Source organism: Nocardioides thalensis (assembly GCF_013410655.1).
In the GTDB taxonomy this organism is placed as follows: Bacteria; Actinomycetota; Actinomycetes; order Propionibacteriales; family Nocardioidaceae; genus Nocardioides; species Nocardioides thalensis.
The window spans coordinates 3,080,796-3,098,863 of the sequence record NZ_JACCFP010000001.1; the positions used below are offsets into that span (position 1 = coordinate 3,080,796).

At 71.6% G+C, this 18,068-nt stretch carries 17 protein-coding genes; 6 read left to right on the plus strand and 11 right to left on the minus strand.

Translation table 11 applies throughout. The features are described from left to right. Positions 1–260: 260 nt before the first annotated feature. Positions 261–1,673, plus strand: a complete 1,413-nt coding sequence (locus tag HNR19_RS15075) for an HNH endonuclease signature motif containing protein (RefSeq protein ID WP_179668680.1) — start codon at positions 261–263, stop codon at positions 1,671–1,673. Between the two features lie 48 nt (positions 1,674–1,721). Here HNR19_RS15075 and HNR19_RS23585 read toward each other — a convergent pair whose 3' ends face one another. Both HNR19_RS23585 and HNR19_RS23590 read right to left on the minus strand, forming a co-directional pair. Next, a complete protein-coding gene (locus HNR19_RS23585; protein ID WP_343047203.1) occupies positions 1,722–2,306 on the minus strand; it encodes a DUF6461 domain-containing protein in 585 nt (194 codons plus the stop codon). A 4-nt stretch (positions 2,307–2,310) separates the two neighbouring features. Next, positions 2,311–2,868, minus strand: coding sequence for a TOPRIM nucleotidyl transferase/hydrolase domain-containing protein (locus HNR19_RS23590; protein WP_179668682.1), 558 nt, complete (start codon positions 2,866–2,868; stop codon positions 2,311–2,313). 125 nt (positions 2,869–2,993) lie between these two features. Between HNR19_RS23590 and HNR19_RS15090 the strand changes: the two genes are divergently transcribed. After that, positions 2,994–3,473 (plus strand): SigE family RNA polymerase sigma factor, encoded by a 480-nt coding sequence (locus tag HNR19_RS15090; protein ID WP_343047204.1) that lies wholly within the window; start codon positions 2,994–2,996, stop codon positions 3,471–3,473. After that, a complete protein-coding gene (locus HNR19_RS15095) occupies positions 3,470–4,330 on the plus strand; it encodes a hypothetical protein (protein ID WP_179668684.1) in 861 nt (286 codons plus the stop codon). Before HNR19_RS15090 ends, HNR19_RS15095 begins: the two co-directional genes overlap by 4 nt. A 7-nt stretch (positions 4,331–4,337) precedes the next feature. Here the strand turns inward: HNR19_RS15095 and HNR19_RS15100 are convergent, their stop codons facing one another. After that, positions 4,338–5,612 (minus strand): protein kinase domain-containing protein, encoded by a 1,275-nt coding sequence (locus HNR19_RS15100; RefSeq protein ID WP_179668685.1) that lies wholly within the window; start codon positions 5,610–5,612, stop codon positions 4,338–4,340. 42 nt (positions 5,613–5,654) lie between these two features. Here HNR19_RS15100 and HNR19_RS15105 point away from each other — a divergent pair, with 42 nt between their 5' ends. Both HNR19_RS15105 and HNR19_RS15110 read left to right on the plus strand, forming a co-directional pair. Further along, complete coding sequence (locus tag HNR19_RS15105; RefSeq protein WP_179668686.1) at positions 5,655–6,353, plus strand: vWA domain-containing protein; 699 nt, start codon at positions 5,655–5,657, stop codon at positions 6,351–6,353. After that, complete coding sequence (locus tag HNR19_RS15110; protein WP_179668687.1) at positions 6,350–7,192, plus strand: PP2C family serine/threonine-protein phosphatase; 843 nt, start codon at positions 6,350–6,352, stop codon at positions 7,190–7,192. The genes HNR19_RS15105 and HNR19_RS15110 overlap by 4 nt, the downstream gene beginning before the upstream one ends. A 15-nt stretch (positions 7,193–7,207) precedes the next feature. Here the strand turns inward: HNR19_RS15110 and HNR19_RS15115 are convergent, their stop codons facing one another. Together HNR19_RS15115 and HNR19_RS15120 are read right to left on the minus strand one after the other, a co-directional pair. Then, on the minus strand, positions 7,208–8,809 hold the full coding sequence (locus HNR19_RS15115; RefSeq protein ID WP_179668688.1) for a hypothetical protein: 1,602 nt from the start codon (positions 8,807–8,809) through the stop codon (positions 7,208–7,210). 100 nt (positions 8,810–8,909) lie between these two features. Continuing rightward, positions 8,910–9,716, minus strand: coding sequence for a protein kinase domain-containing protein (locus HNR19_RS15120; RefSeq protein WP_179668689.1), 807 nt, complete (start codon positions 9,714–9,716; stop codon positions 8,910–8,912). Between the two features lie 60 nt (positions 9,717–9,776). Here HNR19_RS15120 and HNR19_RS23595 point away from each other — a divergent pair, with 60 nt between their 5' ends. Further along, on the plus strand, positions 9,777–10,880 hold the full coding sequence (locus HNR19_RS23595) for an FHA domain-containing protein (RefSeq protein WP_179668690.1): 1,104 nt from the start codon (positions 9,777–9,779) through the stop codon (positions 10,878–10,880). A 10-nt stretch (positions 10,881–10,890) separates the two neighbouring features. Here HNR19_RS23595 and HNR19_RS15130 read toward each other — a convergent pair whose 3' ends face one another. The 6 genes from HNR19_RS15130 to HNR19_RS15155 form a co-directional block, all read right to left on the minus strand. Continuing rightward, the gene (locus HNR19_RS15130) at positions 10,891–11,958 is read right to left on the minus strand and encodes an ABC transporter permease (RefSeq protein ID WP_218910274.1); all 1,068 of its coding nucleotides are present in this window, start codon (positions 11,956–11,958) and stop codon (positions 10,891–10,893) included. Further along, positions 11,955–12,680 carry an ATP-binding cassette domain-containing protein gene (locus tag HNR19_RS15135; protein WP_179668691.1) on the minus strand — a complete coding sequence of 242 codons (726 nt, stop codon included), beginning with the start codon at positions 12,678–12,680 and terminating at the stop codon, positions 11,955–11,957. Before HNR19_RS15135 ends, HNR19_RS15130 begins: the two co-directional genes overlap by 4 nt. 53 nt (positions 12,681–12,733) lie before the next feature. Then, complete coding sequence (locus HNR19_RS15140; protein ID WP_179668692.1) at positions 12,734–14,554, minus strand: ABC transporter transmembrane domain-containing protein; 1,821 nt, start codon at positions 14,552–14,554, stop codon at positions 12,734–12,736. After that, a complete protein-coding gene (locus HNR19_RS15145) occupies positions 14,551–16,368 on the minus strand; it encodes an ABC transporter ATP-binding protein (protein ID WP_179668693.1) in 1,818 nt (605 codons plus the stop codon). Before HNR19_RS15145 ends, HNR19_RS15140 begins: the two co-directional genes overlap by 4 nt. An 83-nt stretch (positions 16,369–16,451) precedes the next feature. After that, positions 16,452–17,549 carry a hypothetical protein gene (locus HNR19_RS15150; protein ID WP_179668694.1) on the minus strand — a complete coding sequence of 366 codons (1,098 nt, stop codon included), beginning with the start codon at positions 17,547–17,549 and terminating at the stop codon, positions 16,452–16,454. Continuing rightward, on the minus strand, positions 17,546–18,049 hold the full coding sequence (locus HNR19_RS15155; RefSeq protein WP_179668695.1) for a SigE family RNA polymerase sigma factor: 504 nt from the start codon (positions 18,047–18,049) through the stop codon (positions 17,546–17,548). Before HNR19_RS15155 ends, HNR19_RS15150 begins: the two co-directional genes overlap by 4 nt. Positions 18,050–18,068 lie beyond the last annotated feature (19 nt).

An 18,068-nucleotide genomic window follows, 5' to 3' on the forward strand; every position in this document is an offset into this window, starting at 1 on the left:
GGCAGTCGGTGGTTGAGGTGCGAGGCCGGCCACGGCCGAGCCTCGAAACCACCGATCCAGGGTGGTCGAGGAGCCGTGTCCTGGGTGGTCGAGGAGCCGTGTTCAGGGTGGTCGAGTAGCCCGTGCGCGCTAGCGCGCGGGCGTATCGAGACCCACTTCCCGTCCACAGGCAATGATCGAGAATCCCCTGTCCACAAGCGGGTTTCCGGCGTCTGGTTGTGTCGGTCCCCGGTAGTTCAATAGGGGTCATGGATCTCGGGATGGCACCCCTCTTCGACCTCCCGGCCGCACCCCCGGCCGGCACCGTCGACGCGCCGTTGACCGAGGCCCCGCTCTCCCGCGCCGACGAACTGCTGAAAGGAATCGCACAGCGCCGGAGGATCATCACCGACCAACAGCTCGGCGAGGTCCGCGACATCGCCGAATGGGCCATGCAGCACACCGTCGCCGTGCCGGAGGACGCCTCCACGCTCACCGAACGCGGTCTGGACACCGGGCTCCCCTTGGCGGGTGAGGGCGCGCCGTTGATCTCCGACTTCGCCGTCCTCGAGCTCGGCGCCATCCTCGCCCGCGGCATCGACTCGGTCCGCAACTACGTCGGGCAGGTCGTGGAGCTCTCCCACCGCCTCCCCCAGGTCTGGGCCGGCGTCCTGGACGGATACGTGCCGGTGTGGAAGGGCCTGCGGATCGCCGACTGCACCCGCGACCTCGGCGTGGAGGCCGTCGCGTTCGTGGACCAGCATCTGGCGAGGTTCGCTGCGACCTGTTCCTGGGCCCAGGTCGAACGCCTCATCGACGAAGCCATCACCCGCTTCGACCCCGACCTCGCCGAAGCCAGACGCGCCGCGGCCGCGGAGACCCGGCACTTCGACATCGACTTCGACCGCGCCGGCACCGACAGCACCGTCCCCCTGCACGGCGAGGTCGACCTCACCGATGCCCTCGACGCCGAACAAGCGCTGCGCCACCGCGCCCGCGAGCTCGCCGAGCTCGGCTGCACCGAACCCCTCGACGTGCGCCGCGCCATGGCCTTCGGCGAGATGGCCCGCTGCGACCTCACCCTCAACTACCTCACCGACCCCACCGACCCGGTGGTCGAGGAGACCGGCCTGCGTCCGCACACCCCGCGCGGGCGGACCGTGGACCTCACCGTGCACCTCTCCCAGGCCGCCGTCGAAGGCGTCAACCCCGCCGGCGCCGTGGGCCGACTCGACAACACCCACACCCCGGTGACCGCGGAACAGATCCGCGAATGGTGCGCCGCTGCGGGCACCATCATCGTCCGGCCCGTCCTCGACGTCGCCGGCCACGAACCCACCGGCGCCTACGAGATCGCCGAACGCCAAGCCCGCCAGGTCCTGCTCCGGGACCAGACGTGCGTCTACCCGCACTGCACTCGTCCCGCCGAGGCCTGCGATCTCGACCACGTAACCCCCCATGCCAAGGGCGACGTGACGTGCCCTTGCAACCTGGCGCCGGTCTGCCGCGGCCACCACCGGTTGAAGACCCATAGGCACGGCTGGGCCTACTGGGTCCTCGCCCCCGGCGTCTACTTCTGGCGCGGCCGCACCGGTGAACAGTGGCTGGTCACCCCCGGCGGCACCTACGCCCTCGACACCCGTCCCTGCCCCGGCACCACCACGACCGACTCGGTCGACCCGCCCGACGAGTAGCGACCACGCCCTGAACCCCGCCGAACCCCGCGTTCGGCGGGGACATCGTCAACCGATCGGGTGGGCGGTCGTCATGGATTCGACGACGTCCGCGGGCACCTTGACTCCGGTGAACGTCTCGACCATCGCCATGCCGGTCGCGTGCAGGTCGGCGTCGTCCCGATCCGCCGACGCGAAGAGCTCGCGGAGCTCGTCGGGCAGGTCCACGTTGTCCGCCTGGTCCGCGTCGTACATGTCAACGGTGGCAACCACGACACCGTCTCGCACGCAGCTGAACGCGGTGAGGTCGTTGACGTTCCAGAACATGCTCGCTGTGACGCCCCCGCCGGCCACCCGGACCAGCACCTCGGGAAGCGACCCACGGAACCCGTTGTGCTCAACCGCGATCGCACCGCCGGGCACCTCGGCGACCGACACGTAATCAGCCTCGTCTGCGAACGCGTCTTCGACGGGGACCTCGACGGACCCGTCGGCGCCGAAGGCGGCCAGCACACCGTCCCGCGTCCCGCCGGCCACCGCTGTCACGCAGGCCGCTTCGAACAGGACGTCATGAACCCAGCCGTAGTCCTCTTGCGTGGCCAAAGCACTCACTCCGATCTCTCGAGAACATGCAGACTGTCGACGCGTGCACACGGTGTCACACCCGATCCAGCACCGCCGCCAGCGGCGCCGGCACCCGATGGTCCTCCAGCGCGTCGACGAAGAGAGCGGCGTACCGCGCTTTGCGACCGCCCTGGCTGCCCAGGAACCGCCGGACGACCGCGAGCCGGGTCCAGCCGCGCTGGGCCGGCATGCCCGCGAGCAGCGCGAGCGACCGTCGCTCGCCGGCACGGGCGATGACCTCGTCCACGCCGTCGAGGCCGAGCGCGCGGATGAGCTCGTCCTCGAGGTCGGCGACGCACGCGAAGAACCCGAGCTCGGCCAGGCCGCCAGGGTCGGCGGAGACCGGAAGCCCTGCGGCCGACAGCCCGCCGCGCACCTTGGCCTCGTCGGGGGCGTCGTAGAGCCCGGCCAGCGGGACGCCGAGGCCGTCGGGCCCATAGCGCAGCGCGAACGAGCGGGTGTTGGTGACGCCGCCCATGCTGACCACCTCGACACCCTCGGCGGCGAGGTCGCGACCCCGTCGCGCGGCGAGGGTCAGCAGCGCGACCCGGTCGCTGTTGCCCTCGACGAGGACCACCTTCCGCGGCGTCACCGTCCCATGACAGGCGCCGCCCGGGCGGCGGTCAACCGAGTTCCCGAACTCAGGTGTGACACGGCGAGGCGCCCGTTGCGTCATACGGGGTGTCACCTACACCCCGGAGAGACATGATCGAGCCTGTGCCTGACGACTTCGAGGAGTTCGCGCGTGCGCGGACCCCTCACCTCTACCGGTCGGCGTGGCTGCTCTGCGGCCACCGGACCGAGGCGGAGGATCTCGTCCAGGAGACGCTCGCGAAGGTCTACGTGCGGATGCACCGGCGGCTCGGGCCACGCCTCGACAACCCGGCGGCGTACGCCCAGACCGTGCTGACGCGCACCTTCATCAGTGAGCGCCGGCGCCGAAGCAGCACCGAGAGGCCGTCGGACGACCTGCCCGACCGCGTGTCGATCGACCACGCCGAAAGCTCGGACGTGCGGGTGAGCCTGCACGCCGCGCTGGCCGGGCTTTCCCCGTTGGACCGGGCGGTCCTGGTGCTGCGCTACCTCGACGACCTGTCCGTCGAAGACGTCGCGAAGCTGCTCGGTCTCTCTCCCGGGGCGGTTCGGAACCGGAGCATGCGCGCGCTGGCGCGGATGCGGGACGGAGCGTTGCAATGAACGAGCACGACCTCACCGCCCTGCTGGAGCGGTCGACCGAGGACCTGGCGCCCGACGTGGAGCGCCTGCTGGCCGCAGGCGTGGCCCGGGGTCGGAGCTCACTACGACGCCGCCGGGTGGCGCTCAGTCTCGGTACGGCGGCCGCGGTCGCTACGGCGCTTGCGGCAGGCGTGACGCTCCTCCCGAGCGGCTCCGAGCCGACGATCGCCGAGGACCTCACCGTCGCGACGGCGCCCGCCGCGGGGCAGCGCGACCTCGCGTCCCTGGACGTGATCCGCGACCGGCTGGCCGCGGTGCTGCCGGAGGGCGAGGTGACCGACGTCAGCGTGGCCGAGCCCGTCGAGGATGGACCAGCAACGGTCGAGCTCACGCTCGAGGACGCCGTGGTGGTGGCCGAGCTCTACGACGACACCCCGCCGCCGGCCGACTCGGTCCCCGATCCCGGGCCCCGGCCCGAGGGGTGCACCCGGGCGATGCTCACCGAGGGCTCCCCCACCAACGCGCAGATGAACGACCCCGTCTTCCGTGCCTGCAGCGCGTGGCGTACCGATCACGAGTACTTCACGTGCGCGCAGTCGGAGGCCTGCTGGGCCAACCGCCACGCGCCGCACTGCACGCGGCCGCAACCCTTCCCGACCTGCACGCAGCTCGCAGACGGTTCCTGGGTGTCGACGAACGACTACGCCAGTCCCGGCGAGGAGCTGGGCGAGCTCCACACATGGGCGGACATCGTGACGACCGACCACTGGTGGATCACCGTCAGCTCGACCCAGCCCGGCGACCCCGACCGGGACACGCCGCTCCTCGGCCACGACGACCTGGTCGCACTGGTGACCAGCGACATCTGGTTCGAGTGACGGCCGACTACGGCCGCCGTACGTGAACCGTGGCGTTCTTGATCTGGATCCGCGCGTCGGCCACCAGCTCGATGGTCCGGCCGGGCTCGAGCACGAGCTCCTGGCCCGGGTAGGACACCGGCCACGAGAAGTCGGACGCGTTGTGCAGGCCCCACCGGCCGGGCTCGGTCGGGTGCTGGCGCACCTTGGCGAGCACGGTGGGCCGGTCGACCCCGGAGGTCAGGTGGTCGGTGCGGATCTCGGCCTGCGGGCCGACGACGAGGGTGCGGCGCCCGACCTGCATGAGGTACGACGGCTGCAGCGGCGTCTGGTCGTGCCAGCAGGTGAGCCCGCGCTCCTCCGGCGTCCAGAAGTTGGTGGTGCCGCACGACGGACAGGTCATCAGCCCGTCGCGGAGCCGGTCCATCGCCTTGATCCACTGCCCCTCGGTGACACGGGCGCCCGGACGGTCGAGGCCGTCGACGAACGCCTGCACGAACAGGTCGCGCAGGAACTGCGGGTAGATGCCCCAGTACTTCTGCACGATCTCGGCCGGCCGGTTGTCGGTGCGCTCCGGGTGCATGCAGAACAGCGGATCGGTGCCGAAGTGCGTCATCAGCCAGTGCGCGTCGCGCATCCCGCTGTCGGTGCGCGCGCCCTCGAGCGGGTGGCCGAGGAACAGCGAGTAGAACAGCAGCACGGCCAGCGAGTGCCGGTCGGTGTCGGTGTTGGGGAGCGTGCGGTACGTCGTGTCGCGGACCACCTCGGGCGCCATGAAGTACGGCGTGCCGAGGACCCGCCCGGTGCCGTTGTCGATGCCGACGTTGTCGTTGTCGCAGATCAGCACGTCGCCGTTGGCGGGGTCGAAGAACACATTGCCGAAAGAGATGTCGCGATAGCAGAGCCCGCGCGCGTGCAGCCGCAGGAAGCTGTAGCTCAGCTGCCGGCACAGCTGGATGATCGAGGCGAACGACACGTCGAGCGGGTTGCCGTCGCGGTCGGCGTTGAGCAGCAGGAAGCTCAGCTCGAGGAACCGCGGGTCGCGCAGGTGCATGACGTAGCCGAAGCTCGGCTGCGTCGGGACGCGCGCCATGCTCAACGGCCACAGGAACCGCTGGTGGGGCGATCCGATCTCCACCAGCTGCTGCATCTCCTGGTACTGCTCCGTGGTCGCGCTCTCGGGCTTGTACCACTTCAGGGCGAGCGGCTCGCCCGTCTCGCGGCGCACCTCGAACACGTAGCCCTGCCCGCCCTGTCCGAGGAGCGACGTGACGCGGGCATGGCCGAGGGGCCCGAGATCCACGACTTCACCCTCCGCCAGGACCATGCATGACAATCTATAGCCATGAGTGACCGCCTGGGTGGCGCGCTGGCGCGCAAGCCGTTGCACTTCATCTTCGTGCTCGACGTCTCCGGGTCGATGCTGCGCGGCGGCCGGATCCAGGCCCTCAACAACGCCATCACCGAGGTGCTGCCGCACCTGCGCGACGAGGCGCGCGCCAACCCGCACGCCGAGCTGCTGATCCGGGTCCTCGCGTTCGCCAACGAGCCGCGCTGGGTCATCGAGGAGCCGACCCCCGTCGACCAGGTCCACTGGAGCCGGCTAGAGGCGGTCCCCCGCGGCTTCACCGAGCTCGGCAGCGCGCTGGTCGCGCTCACCGACAAGCTCTCCCAGCTCGACGAGTCCCACAGCGCCTACCCGCCGGCGATCATCCTGGTCTCCGACGGCCGGCCGACGCAGAGCAGCGGCACGACGTTCGCCGAGGGCCTCCAGTCGCTGCTCAACAACCGGTGGGGCGCGACCGCCGTCCGTCTCGCCCTCGGCGTCGGCCGCGACGCCGACATGCACTCGCTGCGCCGGTTCATCGGCGACGAGGACGTGCCGCTGCTGCGGGCGGACAACCCCGAGCAGCTGGTCGAGTACATCGTCTGGGCGTCCAAGGCCGCCAGCAAGGTCGCCTCGCGCCCCGTCGTCGGCGGCGGTACGACGGCCACGCCGCCCCCGAGCCCGATCGGTGACCCGATCTGGAGCACGCTGGGATGACGGATCCGGACCCGCAGGCGACCCGTCCGCGGCCGAAGGTCTGGACGACGCTGTCGGGCACGACGATCGGCTCGGTCCACCTCCGCGACGGACTCCCGCTGCAGGACGCCGTGCTCACCTGGAGCGACGGCGACCAGGCGGTGGTGGCGGTCGCCGACGGCCACGGCCACCGGCTGCACTTCCGCAGCGACACCGGCGCCGCGCTGGCGGCGGTCAGCGCGGTCGAGGTGCTGCGCCGGCTGGTGCCGCAGCTGGGCGACGACGCCGCAGAGACGGAGGCGCTCGTCCGGGCAGCGGCCGCGGCGATCGTCGAGACCTGGAACGCGAAGGTCGCCCACCACCGCGAGGCCAACCCCTACAGCGACATCGAGCTCGGCGAGTACGGCGCCGCGGCCGACCCGCTGCGCGCCTACGGCACCACCCTGCTGGCCGCCGCCGTCGCCGGCGACCTGATGGTCTTCCTCCAGATCGGCGACGGCGACTCGGTGGTCGTCGACCGCCACGGCACCGCCAGTCGTGCGCTGCCGGACGACCCCCACCTCGACGGGGTGCACACCAGCTCGCTGTGCCAGCCCGACCCGCTCAGCGCGCTGCGGGTCGCCGTGCTCGACACCCGGGTCGAGGAGACCGTGCTGGCGTTCCTGTGCTCCGACGGGTTCGGCAACTCACGCGTCGACGCCGACGGCTGGTGGCGCCAGACCGGCGAACAGCTCGTCGAGTTCGGCCGCAGCCGCGGACTGGACTGGATCGGCGAGCAGCTGCCGGCGTGGCTGGAGGAGCCGGCCAGGGTCGGCGGCGACGACACCACCATGGCGATCCTGGCCCGCTCCGAGCTCTAGCAGCCCGCTAGCGCGTCACTCCACGTTGAAGTAGGACTTCCACAGCGCCACCGGGTTGCCGTCGCCGTTGTCGTAGGCCTGCACGTAGCAGAGGCAGTCGAGGTCGTCGAAGTACAGGACGCCGTTGTTGGAGTCGTCGGTGTAGCCGTAGATCTTGCCCTGCTCGGTCTGGCTGGCGTCGTTGGTGTCCCACCAGTAGGAGTCGACCGGGTACTGGTCCTGCTTCGACAGCTGCTTGGCCAGCGCGCGGTAGTCGCGGAAGTCCTTCTCCTCCGCGAACTCGGCGACCCACACCGACTTCCCGTTGCGCACGCACTGCGACTCCTCGAGCTCACCCTGGTAGAGCGTCGGGATCCGCTCGCAGCGGCGGATGCTGAACTGGTCGGCGAGGGCCTGGAGCTCCGGCGACATGATCCGGGTCGGCTCGTCGACGGTCGGGGTGGTCGCCTTCCACGCGGTGAGCAGCGCGTCGGCGTCGCTGCCGTTGGCGGCGGTCAGCAGGGCGGACTGGGTGGCGGCCTTGCTGTCCCAGTAGAGCGAGGCCGGGCGCGAGGTGTCCTCGGCGTCGGTCGGGTCGAACAACGAGAAGTAGCCGGAGTCGACCTGGTTGGTCAGGTGGCCCTCCGCGAGGTTGATCGCCTTCGTGCGCGCGGCGTTGATGTCGGCCTCGTCGGAGTAGGTCGTGAGCACGAGGGTGCCGGTGCTGACGGTGCAGTCGAGCTTCTCCTCCTCGCCGGCGGCGAGCGAGTCGGCGGGCGTGCACTCCTTGAGGCTGGTGCCGGACGCGATGCTCTGCGCGAGCGCGCTGTAGCGCTCGGTGATGCCCTCCGGGGTCAGGTCCGGCTCGCCGGTGTCGGGCGTCTCGCTGCCGTCGGCCGTCGGGTCGTCCTTCTTCTCGTCGTCGCCGCCGGTAAGCGCGATCGCGCCCACGACGCCGGCCGCGATCACGAGCAGCGCCACCAGGCCGACCAGGATCGGCACCAACGGGCTCTTCTTGCCCTTCGTGGGCTGCGGGCCCTGCGGGGGCGGCGGGAAGCTCCCGCCGTACGCCGGCTGCGCCGGCGTCGGGGCCGGGGGCGGCGGGGTCTGGCCCGGGACCGCGGTCGGGTTGCCACCGGAGCTCGGCCAGACCGGGTTGGCCGGGGGCGTGGCGCCCGGCCGCTGCGTCACCGGCGGCGGACCGGCGGGCGTCTGCGGCTTCACCGCGGTCGGCGCGCCGGCGGCCGGCGGCACGGCGGTGCCCGGCGGCGGGACCTGCCGCGACGCGTGCTGGGACTGGTAGGTGCGCACCTGGCCCTCGGAGACCCTGCCGATCGCGTAACCGAGCACGGACAGGGCCCACATCGCGCCGCCCACGTCGGCGCTGCCGCGGTCACGGGCGAGCCGGGCACCGGCGTCGGCGATCGCTCGGTCGGAGTCGGCGCCGCTGTCGAGCATGGAGGACATCGAGCCGAAGGCGCCGAGGCGCACCGCGTCGACGAGCAGGTTGATGTCGCCCGTCGTGGCGGCCTCCTCGTCCAGCCAGTCGTCCAGCGCGCCGCGGAAGCTGTCGGCGTCGTTGAACAGCTCGCGGCCCTGGGCCTGGCCCAGTGCGTAGAGGCTCTCGTGCAGTTCCATCGGTTGTCCCTTCAGCGCGCGACCTAGCGGTCGCCGGAATCGTACGGCGGCGAAGTGGTCTGGACCTGCGGGTCCGCAGAAATTTCCGTCGCGAGGACGATCACGTTGACATCGTCGACGCGATGGCGGTCGCCCGCTCGGCGACCTCGTCCGCCGTACGCGGCCGGCGCGTGACGTCCGGGTCGAGGCAGTCCGAGATCAGGTCGCGCGCCGGGCCGGGGAGGTCGTCGGCGATCATCGGCTTCGTCGCGAGGATCGCGCGCACCAGCAGCAACGGCTCGGCAGGCAGGCTGTCGCCGTACACCCCGCGCCGGGTGAGCGCGAAGTGCAGGCAGGCGCCGAGCGACCAGATGTCGCTGGCCCGGGACGCCTGGGCGCCGGTCATGATCGCGGGGTCGGTGTACTCCAGCCCGATCCGGCCGAGGCCGGTCATCACCATCCCGGGCGCGAGCAGCTGCGACAGGCCGAGGTCGGCGAGCCGGCCGCCGTCGTCGGCGATCAGGATGTTGGCGGGCTTGATGTCGCGGTGGGCGATCCCGCGCTCGTGGAGGGCGTGCGCGGCGAGTGCCGCGTCGCGAACGGCGGCGACCGCACGCCCCGAGTCGAGCGGCGACGCCGGGCTCTCGAGCGAGCCCATCGGCAGGAACTCCATCGCGTAGTAGAACGCGCCGCCGTGGCGGCCGGCGTCGTAGACCTCGACCAGGCGGTCGCTGTCGGCGACGCTGAAGTGCTTCAGCTCGCGGGTGGCGCGCCGGAACGCGTCGTCGGACGTCGGGCCGGCGATCACCTTGACCACGACGTGGTCGGCGTCGATGCCGAGCCGCGCGGGAGTGCGCGCCAGGTAGTTGGTGCCGTAGTTGGACTCCCCCAGCGGGCGCTCGAATTCGTAGTCGGCTATCCCGTCCACCGGTACAGCATGGCACCTTCCTGCCCCACGGACCGAGGTTCGGTGGAAGGATCGTGTGTCGTGAGGACCTCGGCACAGGATTGGGCGTCCAGCATCGTCGTGCCCGGACCGGGCGACGGGACGCTCGCACGGATCGGACCGGTCGTGCTGCTCGTCGGGTCGAGCGACCCCGACGTAGTGCGGCCGTACGTCGACCACGCGGCTATGGTGGCGGCCAACGGCGGGCAGGGGCGGCAGCTCGTGCGCGGCTACGCGATGCTGCTCTCGACCGCGACCGACGACTCCCCCGGCTTCGCCGCCCTCGCGCCGCACGACACCGGGCTGTCGGTCTTCGTCGACGGTGACGTCACGGTGACCGTGGACGACACCGTCATCTCCGGCGCCGACTCGCTCGCCTGGGTCGAGCGGCTGGTGCCGTGGCCGGTCGGCAGCGTCACCGTCGCGCTGCCCGGCGCGACCACGCCCGACCCCGGCTCGCCGTACCGCCTGCACGACGGAGTGGTCCCCGCGGGGGCGCTGCTGGTCACCGGGCCGGCCGCCGAGCCCGCCGACGACTCGATGCTGTCCCGGATCGCGGAGGTCGAGGAGATGCGAGCGACGCAGCCGCCTCCTCCGCCACCGCCCTCGCCACCACCGACGGCCGACTCGATCCCGGTGGTCCCGCCGGCGCCCGGCCAGTCCTCGGGGCGGCCGCTGCCGCCGCCGTACGTGCCCGAGGAGGTCAGCTTCCAGTCGGTGCTCCTCGACGACCTCGACGACGAGAGCTTCGAGCCGCTGCCGATCGTCGACGACTCCAGCCAGGTCGCGCGGGCGCGCGAGCCGCTCGGCGTGGTCGTGCTCGACGACGGCTCGGTCTACCAGCTCGACGTGCCCTACCTCCTCGGCCGCGACCCGGCGAGCGACGAGCGGGTGCGCTCCGGCGCGTTCCGCGCGCTGCCGGTCATCGACACGTCCAACCAGGTCTCACGCGTGCACGCGCGGGTGGAGCTGCGCGGGCCGGACGCCGTGCTCGTCGACAACGTGTCGACCAACGGCACCTACGTGCACGTGCCGCAGACCGACGACTGGATGCGGATGCCGCCCGGCGGCGAGCTGGTGCTGGTCCACGGCACCCGGGTCCGGATCGGCCACCGGACGCTCGCGTTCGACGCCAAGGCACGGTAGCCGCAGGCGCTCAGGCGGTCTCCCACCGGAACAGCCGAGCGGCGAGGACGGTCACGACGACGGCGAACCCGGCCAGCACCAGCAGGGGTACGGCGGCCGCGCCGGGGCCCTGGCCGCGGACCATCACGTCGAGCATGCCCTCGTTGAGGTGCTTGAGCGGCAGCAGGTCGGAGACGCGCTGGAGCCAGGTGGGCGCGTCGTCGAGCGGGAAGAACGAGCCGCTGAGGAACGCCATCGGCAGCACGAAGAAGTTGGCCATGTTGACCGCGCCCTCGGTGCTCTTCGCGATCGCGCCGGCGAGGAGCCCGATCGCCATGAAGCACAGGGTGCCGACCACGATGAGCGGGACGGCCATCCACCACGACCCCGTGAGCGTCAGCCCGAACGCGGCCGCACCGACGCCGAGGAAGATCGCCAGCTGTCCGAGCGCGACCGCGACGGTGACCGCCACCCGCGCGCCGACGATCGTGCCGGTCGACACCGGCGCCAGCTGGAGGCGCCGGAGCAGCTTGGACTGCCGCCAGCCCTGGAGCGTCGCGGCGGCGCCGAACGCGGCGCTCATCGCGATCGCCCAGCCGAGCAGGCCCGGCGTGACGAACTGGATCGTGGTCAGCGAGTCGTCCTCGACCGCGGCGGTCTCGAGGTGGAAGGAAGGCGGCCGGCCGGTGGCGGCGACGTTGGCGCCGTCGACGAACGCGCGCAGCGTGCCCTGGGTGACGGCGGCCTTGACCTGGTCGGTCGCCGTGTAGTGCGCCACCAGCGTGTCGCCCTGCTGCTCGACGGCGACGTCGGCGTCGCCCTTGCGCACCTCCTCGAGCGCCGCGGCGAGGTCGTCGGAGCGGGTCACCTCGAAGGTGTCGTCGAACGCCTCGCGCGCATCGCCAGGGAGCTCCTCGAGCAGCGGCACCTCGCCCACCTGGATCATGTCGACCTCGGACTGCCCCTGGTCGGAGAACAGCCCGCCGAAGAGCACGAGGAACATCAGCGGGAAGACGATCGCGAAGAAGACCGCGGCCCGGTCGCGCAGGAAGCCCTTGAGGATCGCGACGGAGAGCGCACGGAAGGCGGAGGACCTCACTCGCGGTACTCCCGTCCGGTCAGGGCGAGGAACACGTCCTCCAGCCGGTCGGCGTCCGGCGTCCCGGCGACGAGCTCGGCCGGCGGCCCGACCTGGAGCACGCGGCCGTGGTCCATGACGGCGACCCGGTCGCACAGCGCCTCGGCCTCGTCCATGTAGTGGGTCGTGAGCACGACGGTGCGGCCGCTGTCGTTGATGCCGGACAGCAGGTCCCACAGGTTGCGCCGCGCCTGCGGGTCGATCGCCGCGGTCGGCTCGTCGAGGAACACCACCTCCGGGTCGTGGACCAGCGCACAGGCGATCGACAGCCGCTGCGCCTGACCGCCGGACAGGTCCTCGACGCGGGTGCCGGCCTTGTCGGTGAGCCCGACCCGCGCCAGCCACTCGTCGGCGACCGACGCGGCCACGCCGTACAACGAGGCGAACGTGTGGATCTGCTCGCGCGCGGTCAGCCGCTCGAAGAACGACGACGCCTGGAGCTGTACGCCGATCCGGGTCTGCAGCGCCGGGTTGCGCGGCCACACCGGCTCGTCCAGCACCGTGACCGAGCCCGCGTCGGGCCGCCGCAGGCCCTCGATCATCTCCAGCAGGGTGGTCTTGCCGGCGCCGTTGGGGCCGAGGACGCCGAGGAACTCACCGGGGGCGACGGCCAGCGTCACGTCGTCGACGGCGGTCGTGTCGCCGTACTTCTTGGTCAGTCCTCGGGCGTCGATGGCTGGCACGGCCCCGACCCTAGGCAACGGGCGGAGGAGCCACCAGCGACTTTGGTCGCGTTTCAGGCGAGGCTGTCGAGCCACGCCTCGTGGAGGTCGGAGAACCTGCCCTCGCCGGCGGCGGCCAGGTCGGCGGGGGCTCCGTCCTCGACGATCCGGCCGTGCTCCATCACGATCACCCGGTCGGCGATCTCGACCGTCGACAGCCGGTGGGCGATGATCACCGCCGTGCGGCCGGCGAGCACGGTCTGCAGCGCCTGCTGGACCAGCCGCTCGGAGGGCACGTCGAGCGACGACGTCGCCTCGTCGAGGATCAGCACCGCCGGGTCGGCGAGGAACGCCCGCGCGAACGCGACCAGCTGTCGCTGCCCGGCAGACAGCCGGCCGCCCTGGTTGGCGACCTTCGTCGCGTAGCCGTCGGGCAGGGCCGCGATGAAGTCGTGGGCACCGAGCGCGCGGGTCGCCGCCTCGACCTCGGCCATCGACGCGTCCGGCCGGCCGAACCGGATGTTGTCGGCGATGGTGCCGGAGAACAGGTAGTTCTCCTGCGTCACCATCACCACGTTGCGGCGCAGGTCGTCGGAGGTCAGCTCGCGCAGGTCGAGGCCGTCGAGGCGCACCGCGCCGGCCGTCGGGTCGTAGAAGCGGGTGGCGAGCTTGGCGATCGTCGTCTTGCCGGCGCCGGTGGTGCCGACCACCGCGAGCGTCTGGCCGGCGGGCACCTCGAGGTCGAGCCCCACGATCACCGGCCGGCCCTCGGCGTACTCGAAGTCGACGGCGTCGAAGCGCAGGTCGCCGCGCGCCTGTCCGAGCCGCACCGGCCGCTCGGGCTCGGGCACGCCGGGCTCCTCGCGGAGCACGCCCGCGAGCTTGTCGAGCGCGGCCGACGCCGACTGGAAGGTGTTGTAGAACTGGCTGATCTCCATCATCGGCTCGAAGAACTGCCGCAGGTAGAGCAGGAACGCCGCGAGCACGCCGACGGTGACCTCGCCGTGGAACGCGAGGTAGGCGCCGTAGAGCAGCACGACCGCGATCGTGACGTTGCCGATCAGCCGGATGCCGGGCATGAACCAGACGATCAGCCGGAACGCGTTGAGGTTGGCGACCCGGTACTGGTCGTTGACGTCGTCGAAGATCTCCTGGTTGCGCGGCTCGCGGCGGAACGCCTGCACGGCGCGCATGCCGCCCATCGACTCGACGAAGTGGACGATGACCAGCGCGACCTTCTCGCGGGTCACGCGATAGCTCTTGGCCGACTCGCGCCGGAACCAGTTGGTGATCCAGAAGAGGAACGGGCCGCACACCAGGGCGACCAGGCCGAGCTTGACGTCGAGGAACAGCAGCAGGCCGGCGGTGCCGACGAGCGTGAGCGCCGCGGTCACCAGCCCGTCGAAGCCGGTCTCGAGCATCTCGTAGATCGCGTCGACGTCGGAGGTCTGGCGCGAGATCACGCGGCCGGAGGTGTAGTCGTCGTGGAAAGCCGGGCTGAGCTTCTGGAAGTGGCGGAAGACGCGGCGCCGTACCTCGGATAGCACGTCCTGGCCGATCCGGCCCGACCGCACCAGGAACAGGTTGCGGGTGATGGCCTGGGTCAGCGTCGCGAGCAGCACGATCGCGACGATCGTCACCAGGGGCCCGAGGTCGTTGTCGGCGCGGATCGGCGGGATGCCGGTGTCGATGCCCTCCTTGACCAGGTAGGGGATCGAGAGCCGCGCGGCGTTCTCCACGAGGACGATGCCGACCAGGCCCCAGATGGCCCACTTGTACGGCGCCAGCAGCTCGCGCAGGAGCTCGCCGGACCCACCGGTGAACCTGCGCTCGATCTCGAGGACGTGCTCGTCCTCGTCGGTCTTGGCGATGCCCCGCCATTCGGACGTCGTCACGACGCGACCTCCTCGTCGGCGTTGGCGTCGGCGGCGAGCAGCTCGCGGTAGGCCGGGACCGTGGCGAGCAGCTCGCTGTGGGTGCCGACGTGGGTGATCGTGCCGTCCTGGAGGAGGGCGACCCGGTCGGCGAGCAGCACGGTCGAGGCGCGGTGGGCGACGATGATGCCGGTGGTCTCGGCGAGCACCCGCCGGAGCGCCTCCTCGACGAGCTTCTCGGTGTGGACGTCGAGCGCCGAGAGCGTGTCGTCGAGCACGAGGACGGCCGGGCGGGCTAGGACGGCGCGGGCGAGCGCGAGCCGCTGCCGCTGGCCGCCGGACAGGGCCATCCCCTGCTCGCCGATGCGGGTCTCGAGACCCCATGGCAGGTCACGCGCGAAGCCGGCCTGGGCGACGTCGAGCGCTTCCTCGATATCGGCGTCCGACGCGTCGGCGCGGCCGAGGGTGAGGTTCTCGCGGGCGCTCATCGAGAAGAGCGTGGGGTCCTCGAACGCGGTGGCGACCAGCCGGCGCAGGTGCACGAGGTCGAGCTCGCGCACGTCGACGCCGTCGAGCGTCACGCGGCCCGCGGTCACGTCGTACAGCCGCGGGACGAGGGCGGTGAGGGCGGTCTTGCCGGAGCCGGTCGCGCCGACGACCGCGACGGTCTCGCCGGGGCGCACGTCGAGGTTGACGTCGCGCAGCACCGGCTCGTCGAGGGCGTCGGGGAAGGCGAAGTCGACGTGCTCGAAGCGCAGGTGCCCGCGCGGCCGTTCGATCGTGCGGGTGCCGCCCACGATCGCGCTCTCGGTGTCGAAGATCTCGAGCAGGCGTGCGGCGGCCGTCATCGCCTCCTGGGCCATCGCGAGGATGACGCCGAGCGAGGCGACCGGCCAGACGAGCGACAGCATGAGGGTGATGAACGCGACCAGCTCGCCGGGCGTCAGGTCGCCCCGGCCGACGCCGATCGCGCCGAAGAGCAGCACGATCGCGACCGCGATGTTGGGGATCACCTCGAGGAACGTCCAGAACCGGGCGGAGAGCCGGACCTTCTCCATGCTGGTGGCGTGGAGCTTGCGGGAGGCGTCCTCGTACTGGTCGCCGATGTAGCGGCTGCGGCCGAACGCCTTGATGACGCGGATGCCGACCGCGCCCTCCTCGGCGCGGGTGGCGAGGTCGCCCTGCTCGTCCTGGACCCGCCGGGAGATGAGGACGTACTTCTTCTCGAAGCGCATCGACAGCCAGACCACCGGCACCGACGTGAAGGCGACGACCAGGCCGAGCGGCCAGTACATGAAGAGCAGCACGATCGTCACGGCCGTGACCTGGACGATGTTGATGACCAGGAACACCATGCCGAAGCCGAAGAACCGCCGGATCGCCGACAGGTCGGTGGTGGCGCGCGAGAGCAGCTGGCCCGACTGCCAGCGGCTGTGAAAGCTCATCGGCAGCGACTGGAGGTGCGCGTAGAGGTCGCCGCGGATCGTGGTCTCGACCTGGAGAACCGCGTTGGACTGCACCCAGCGCCGCCACCAGACGAGGAACGCCTCGAGCACGCCGAGCGCCAGCACGCAGAGCCCGAGCGGGACCACCGGGCCGAGGTCGCGGTCGGTGATCGGGCCGTCGATCAGCGCCTTCATCACCAACGGGATCGACACCGCCACCCCGACGAACGCGAGCGAGGCGAACAGCATGATCGCCAGCGAGACGCTGTGCGGGCGGAGGTAGTGGCGCAGGCGCCAGAGGGAGTGGACGCCGGCGGGAGGCGGATTGTCCGGGTCGGGGCCGAGCGGGTCGCGCTGGTCGGGAGCCGGAGCATTCGTGGTCGTCGTCATCGGTGCCACGACCATATTCGTTGTCACGGACAACGAACGAATCGTTTTCCTCCTCCCGCTCGCGGTGGGCGGAAGACGTCAGGTCACATGTCGTTGCCGATGAACTCCGGGTCCCCGCTCGTCGTGCGCAGAGGCCCGACCGCGACGCACGCGCCGCTCGGCAGCTTGCAGTCGTAGACGGTGAAGTCGCCGTAGTTCTTCCCGGTCACCACGAGCACCGACCCGTCCGTGTCGAAGGTCCACCACGCGGCGCCCATGCCGTCCGCAGGCCCCTGCTCCAGCACGATCGGGTCGTCCCTGGGATCGACCGGCTCGAGCGTGCTGCTCCAGTCGAGGACGTGCCGACCGTCGTGGCTGAGCTGGGCGTCGATCGAACCGGCCGCCGGCTGCCAGTCCCCCGGAGTGGTGGGCGCCGGGCCGTCGTACAGGACGACGCCGTTGCGGACGTCCGCCACCCGGGTCTCTGGGCCGGCGAAGTCGGTCCAGTCCCCCGTGGCGCTGTCCCAGATGCGCGTGCCCTCCGCGTCGCGGACGAAGACCGCACCCCCGTCGATGCCGTCGATCACGACGTCGGTGCACTCCGTGTTGCTGCACTCCACGTCGACGGTCGCCACATCCTTGCCGGTCGCCATGTCACGCACGGTGATGGTCGCGACGCCCTCCCGCCAGGTCGCCCAGGCTGCGAGGTCGCCGGTGACGTCGGCCTTGGCCGTGGGGTGGAAGCCCCCGGGCGCCTTCTGCGCAGTGTCGTCGAGCGAGACGACGTTGCCGGTCTCCCGCAAGAGCCCCGGCCGGCCCTCGTCGAAGAACACGATGCCGTAGGGCGTCGCGACCGCATCGGTGTCCAGCCAGCCGAGGTCGTCGGCGGGGAACGTGCGACCACCGAGGTGGATCTCGTTGCCCGGATCGGCGTACGCGCGGACACCGTGGGAGAAGTCGAGCGCGCCGAGGCTCGCGTAGGCGCTCTCGTCGATCCCGGTGCCGTCGCTCCCTCCCCCCAGCGTGGCGAGGCCGACCGAACCGGCGGCGACGACGAGCCCGAGTCCGGAGGCTCCGGCCACCACCGCGCGGCGACGGCGGCGGAGCGTGGTCCCGTCGTGGAGGACGCGGGCGAGGTCGGGCGGGGGCGGCTCAGCGGCGTCGAGGCGCTCGGCAAGGGCGGTGCGCAGGTCGGTGGTCATCGGTCGTCTCCTTCGGTCTCGATGCCGGCGCTCCGGAGGTTCCGGAGGGCGGCGGACGCCTGCGACTTCACGGTGCCGCGGCTGCAGCCGAGCGCGTCGGCGATCTCGGCCTCCGACAGGTCCTCGTAGTAACGGAGGACGATCACGGCGCGCTGCCGCACCGGCAGCGCGAGCACGGCCGTCCACACCGCGTCGCGGTCGGCGACTCCCGTCTCGGGCGAGGGCAGCGCGTCGGCGTGCTCGACTATCTCGCGCGGCCGCTCCCGTAGCCGCCAACCGCTGCGCCGGGCGCCGATCACCTCGTTGATGACCATCCGGCGGACGTATGCCTCGGGGTTGTCGGCCTTCCGGATCCGCCACCACGAGGCATAGGCCTTGGCCATCGCGCTCTGCACGGCGTCCTCGGCCGCCCCACGGTCGCCGGCGACGCCGTACGCCGTCCGGTAGAGGCGTGGCCAGAGGGCGGCGAAGAGGTCCGTGAACTGTTGCTCGGGATCCATCACCACCTCCGCCGACAAG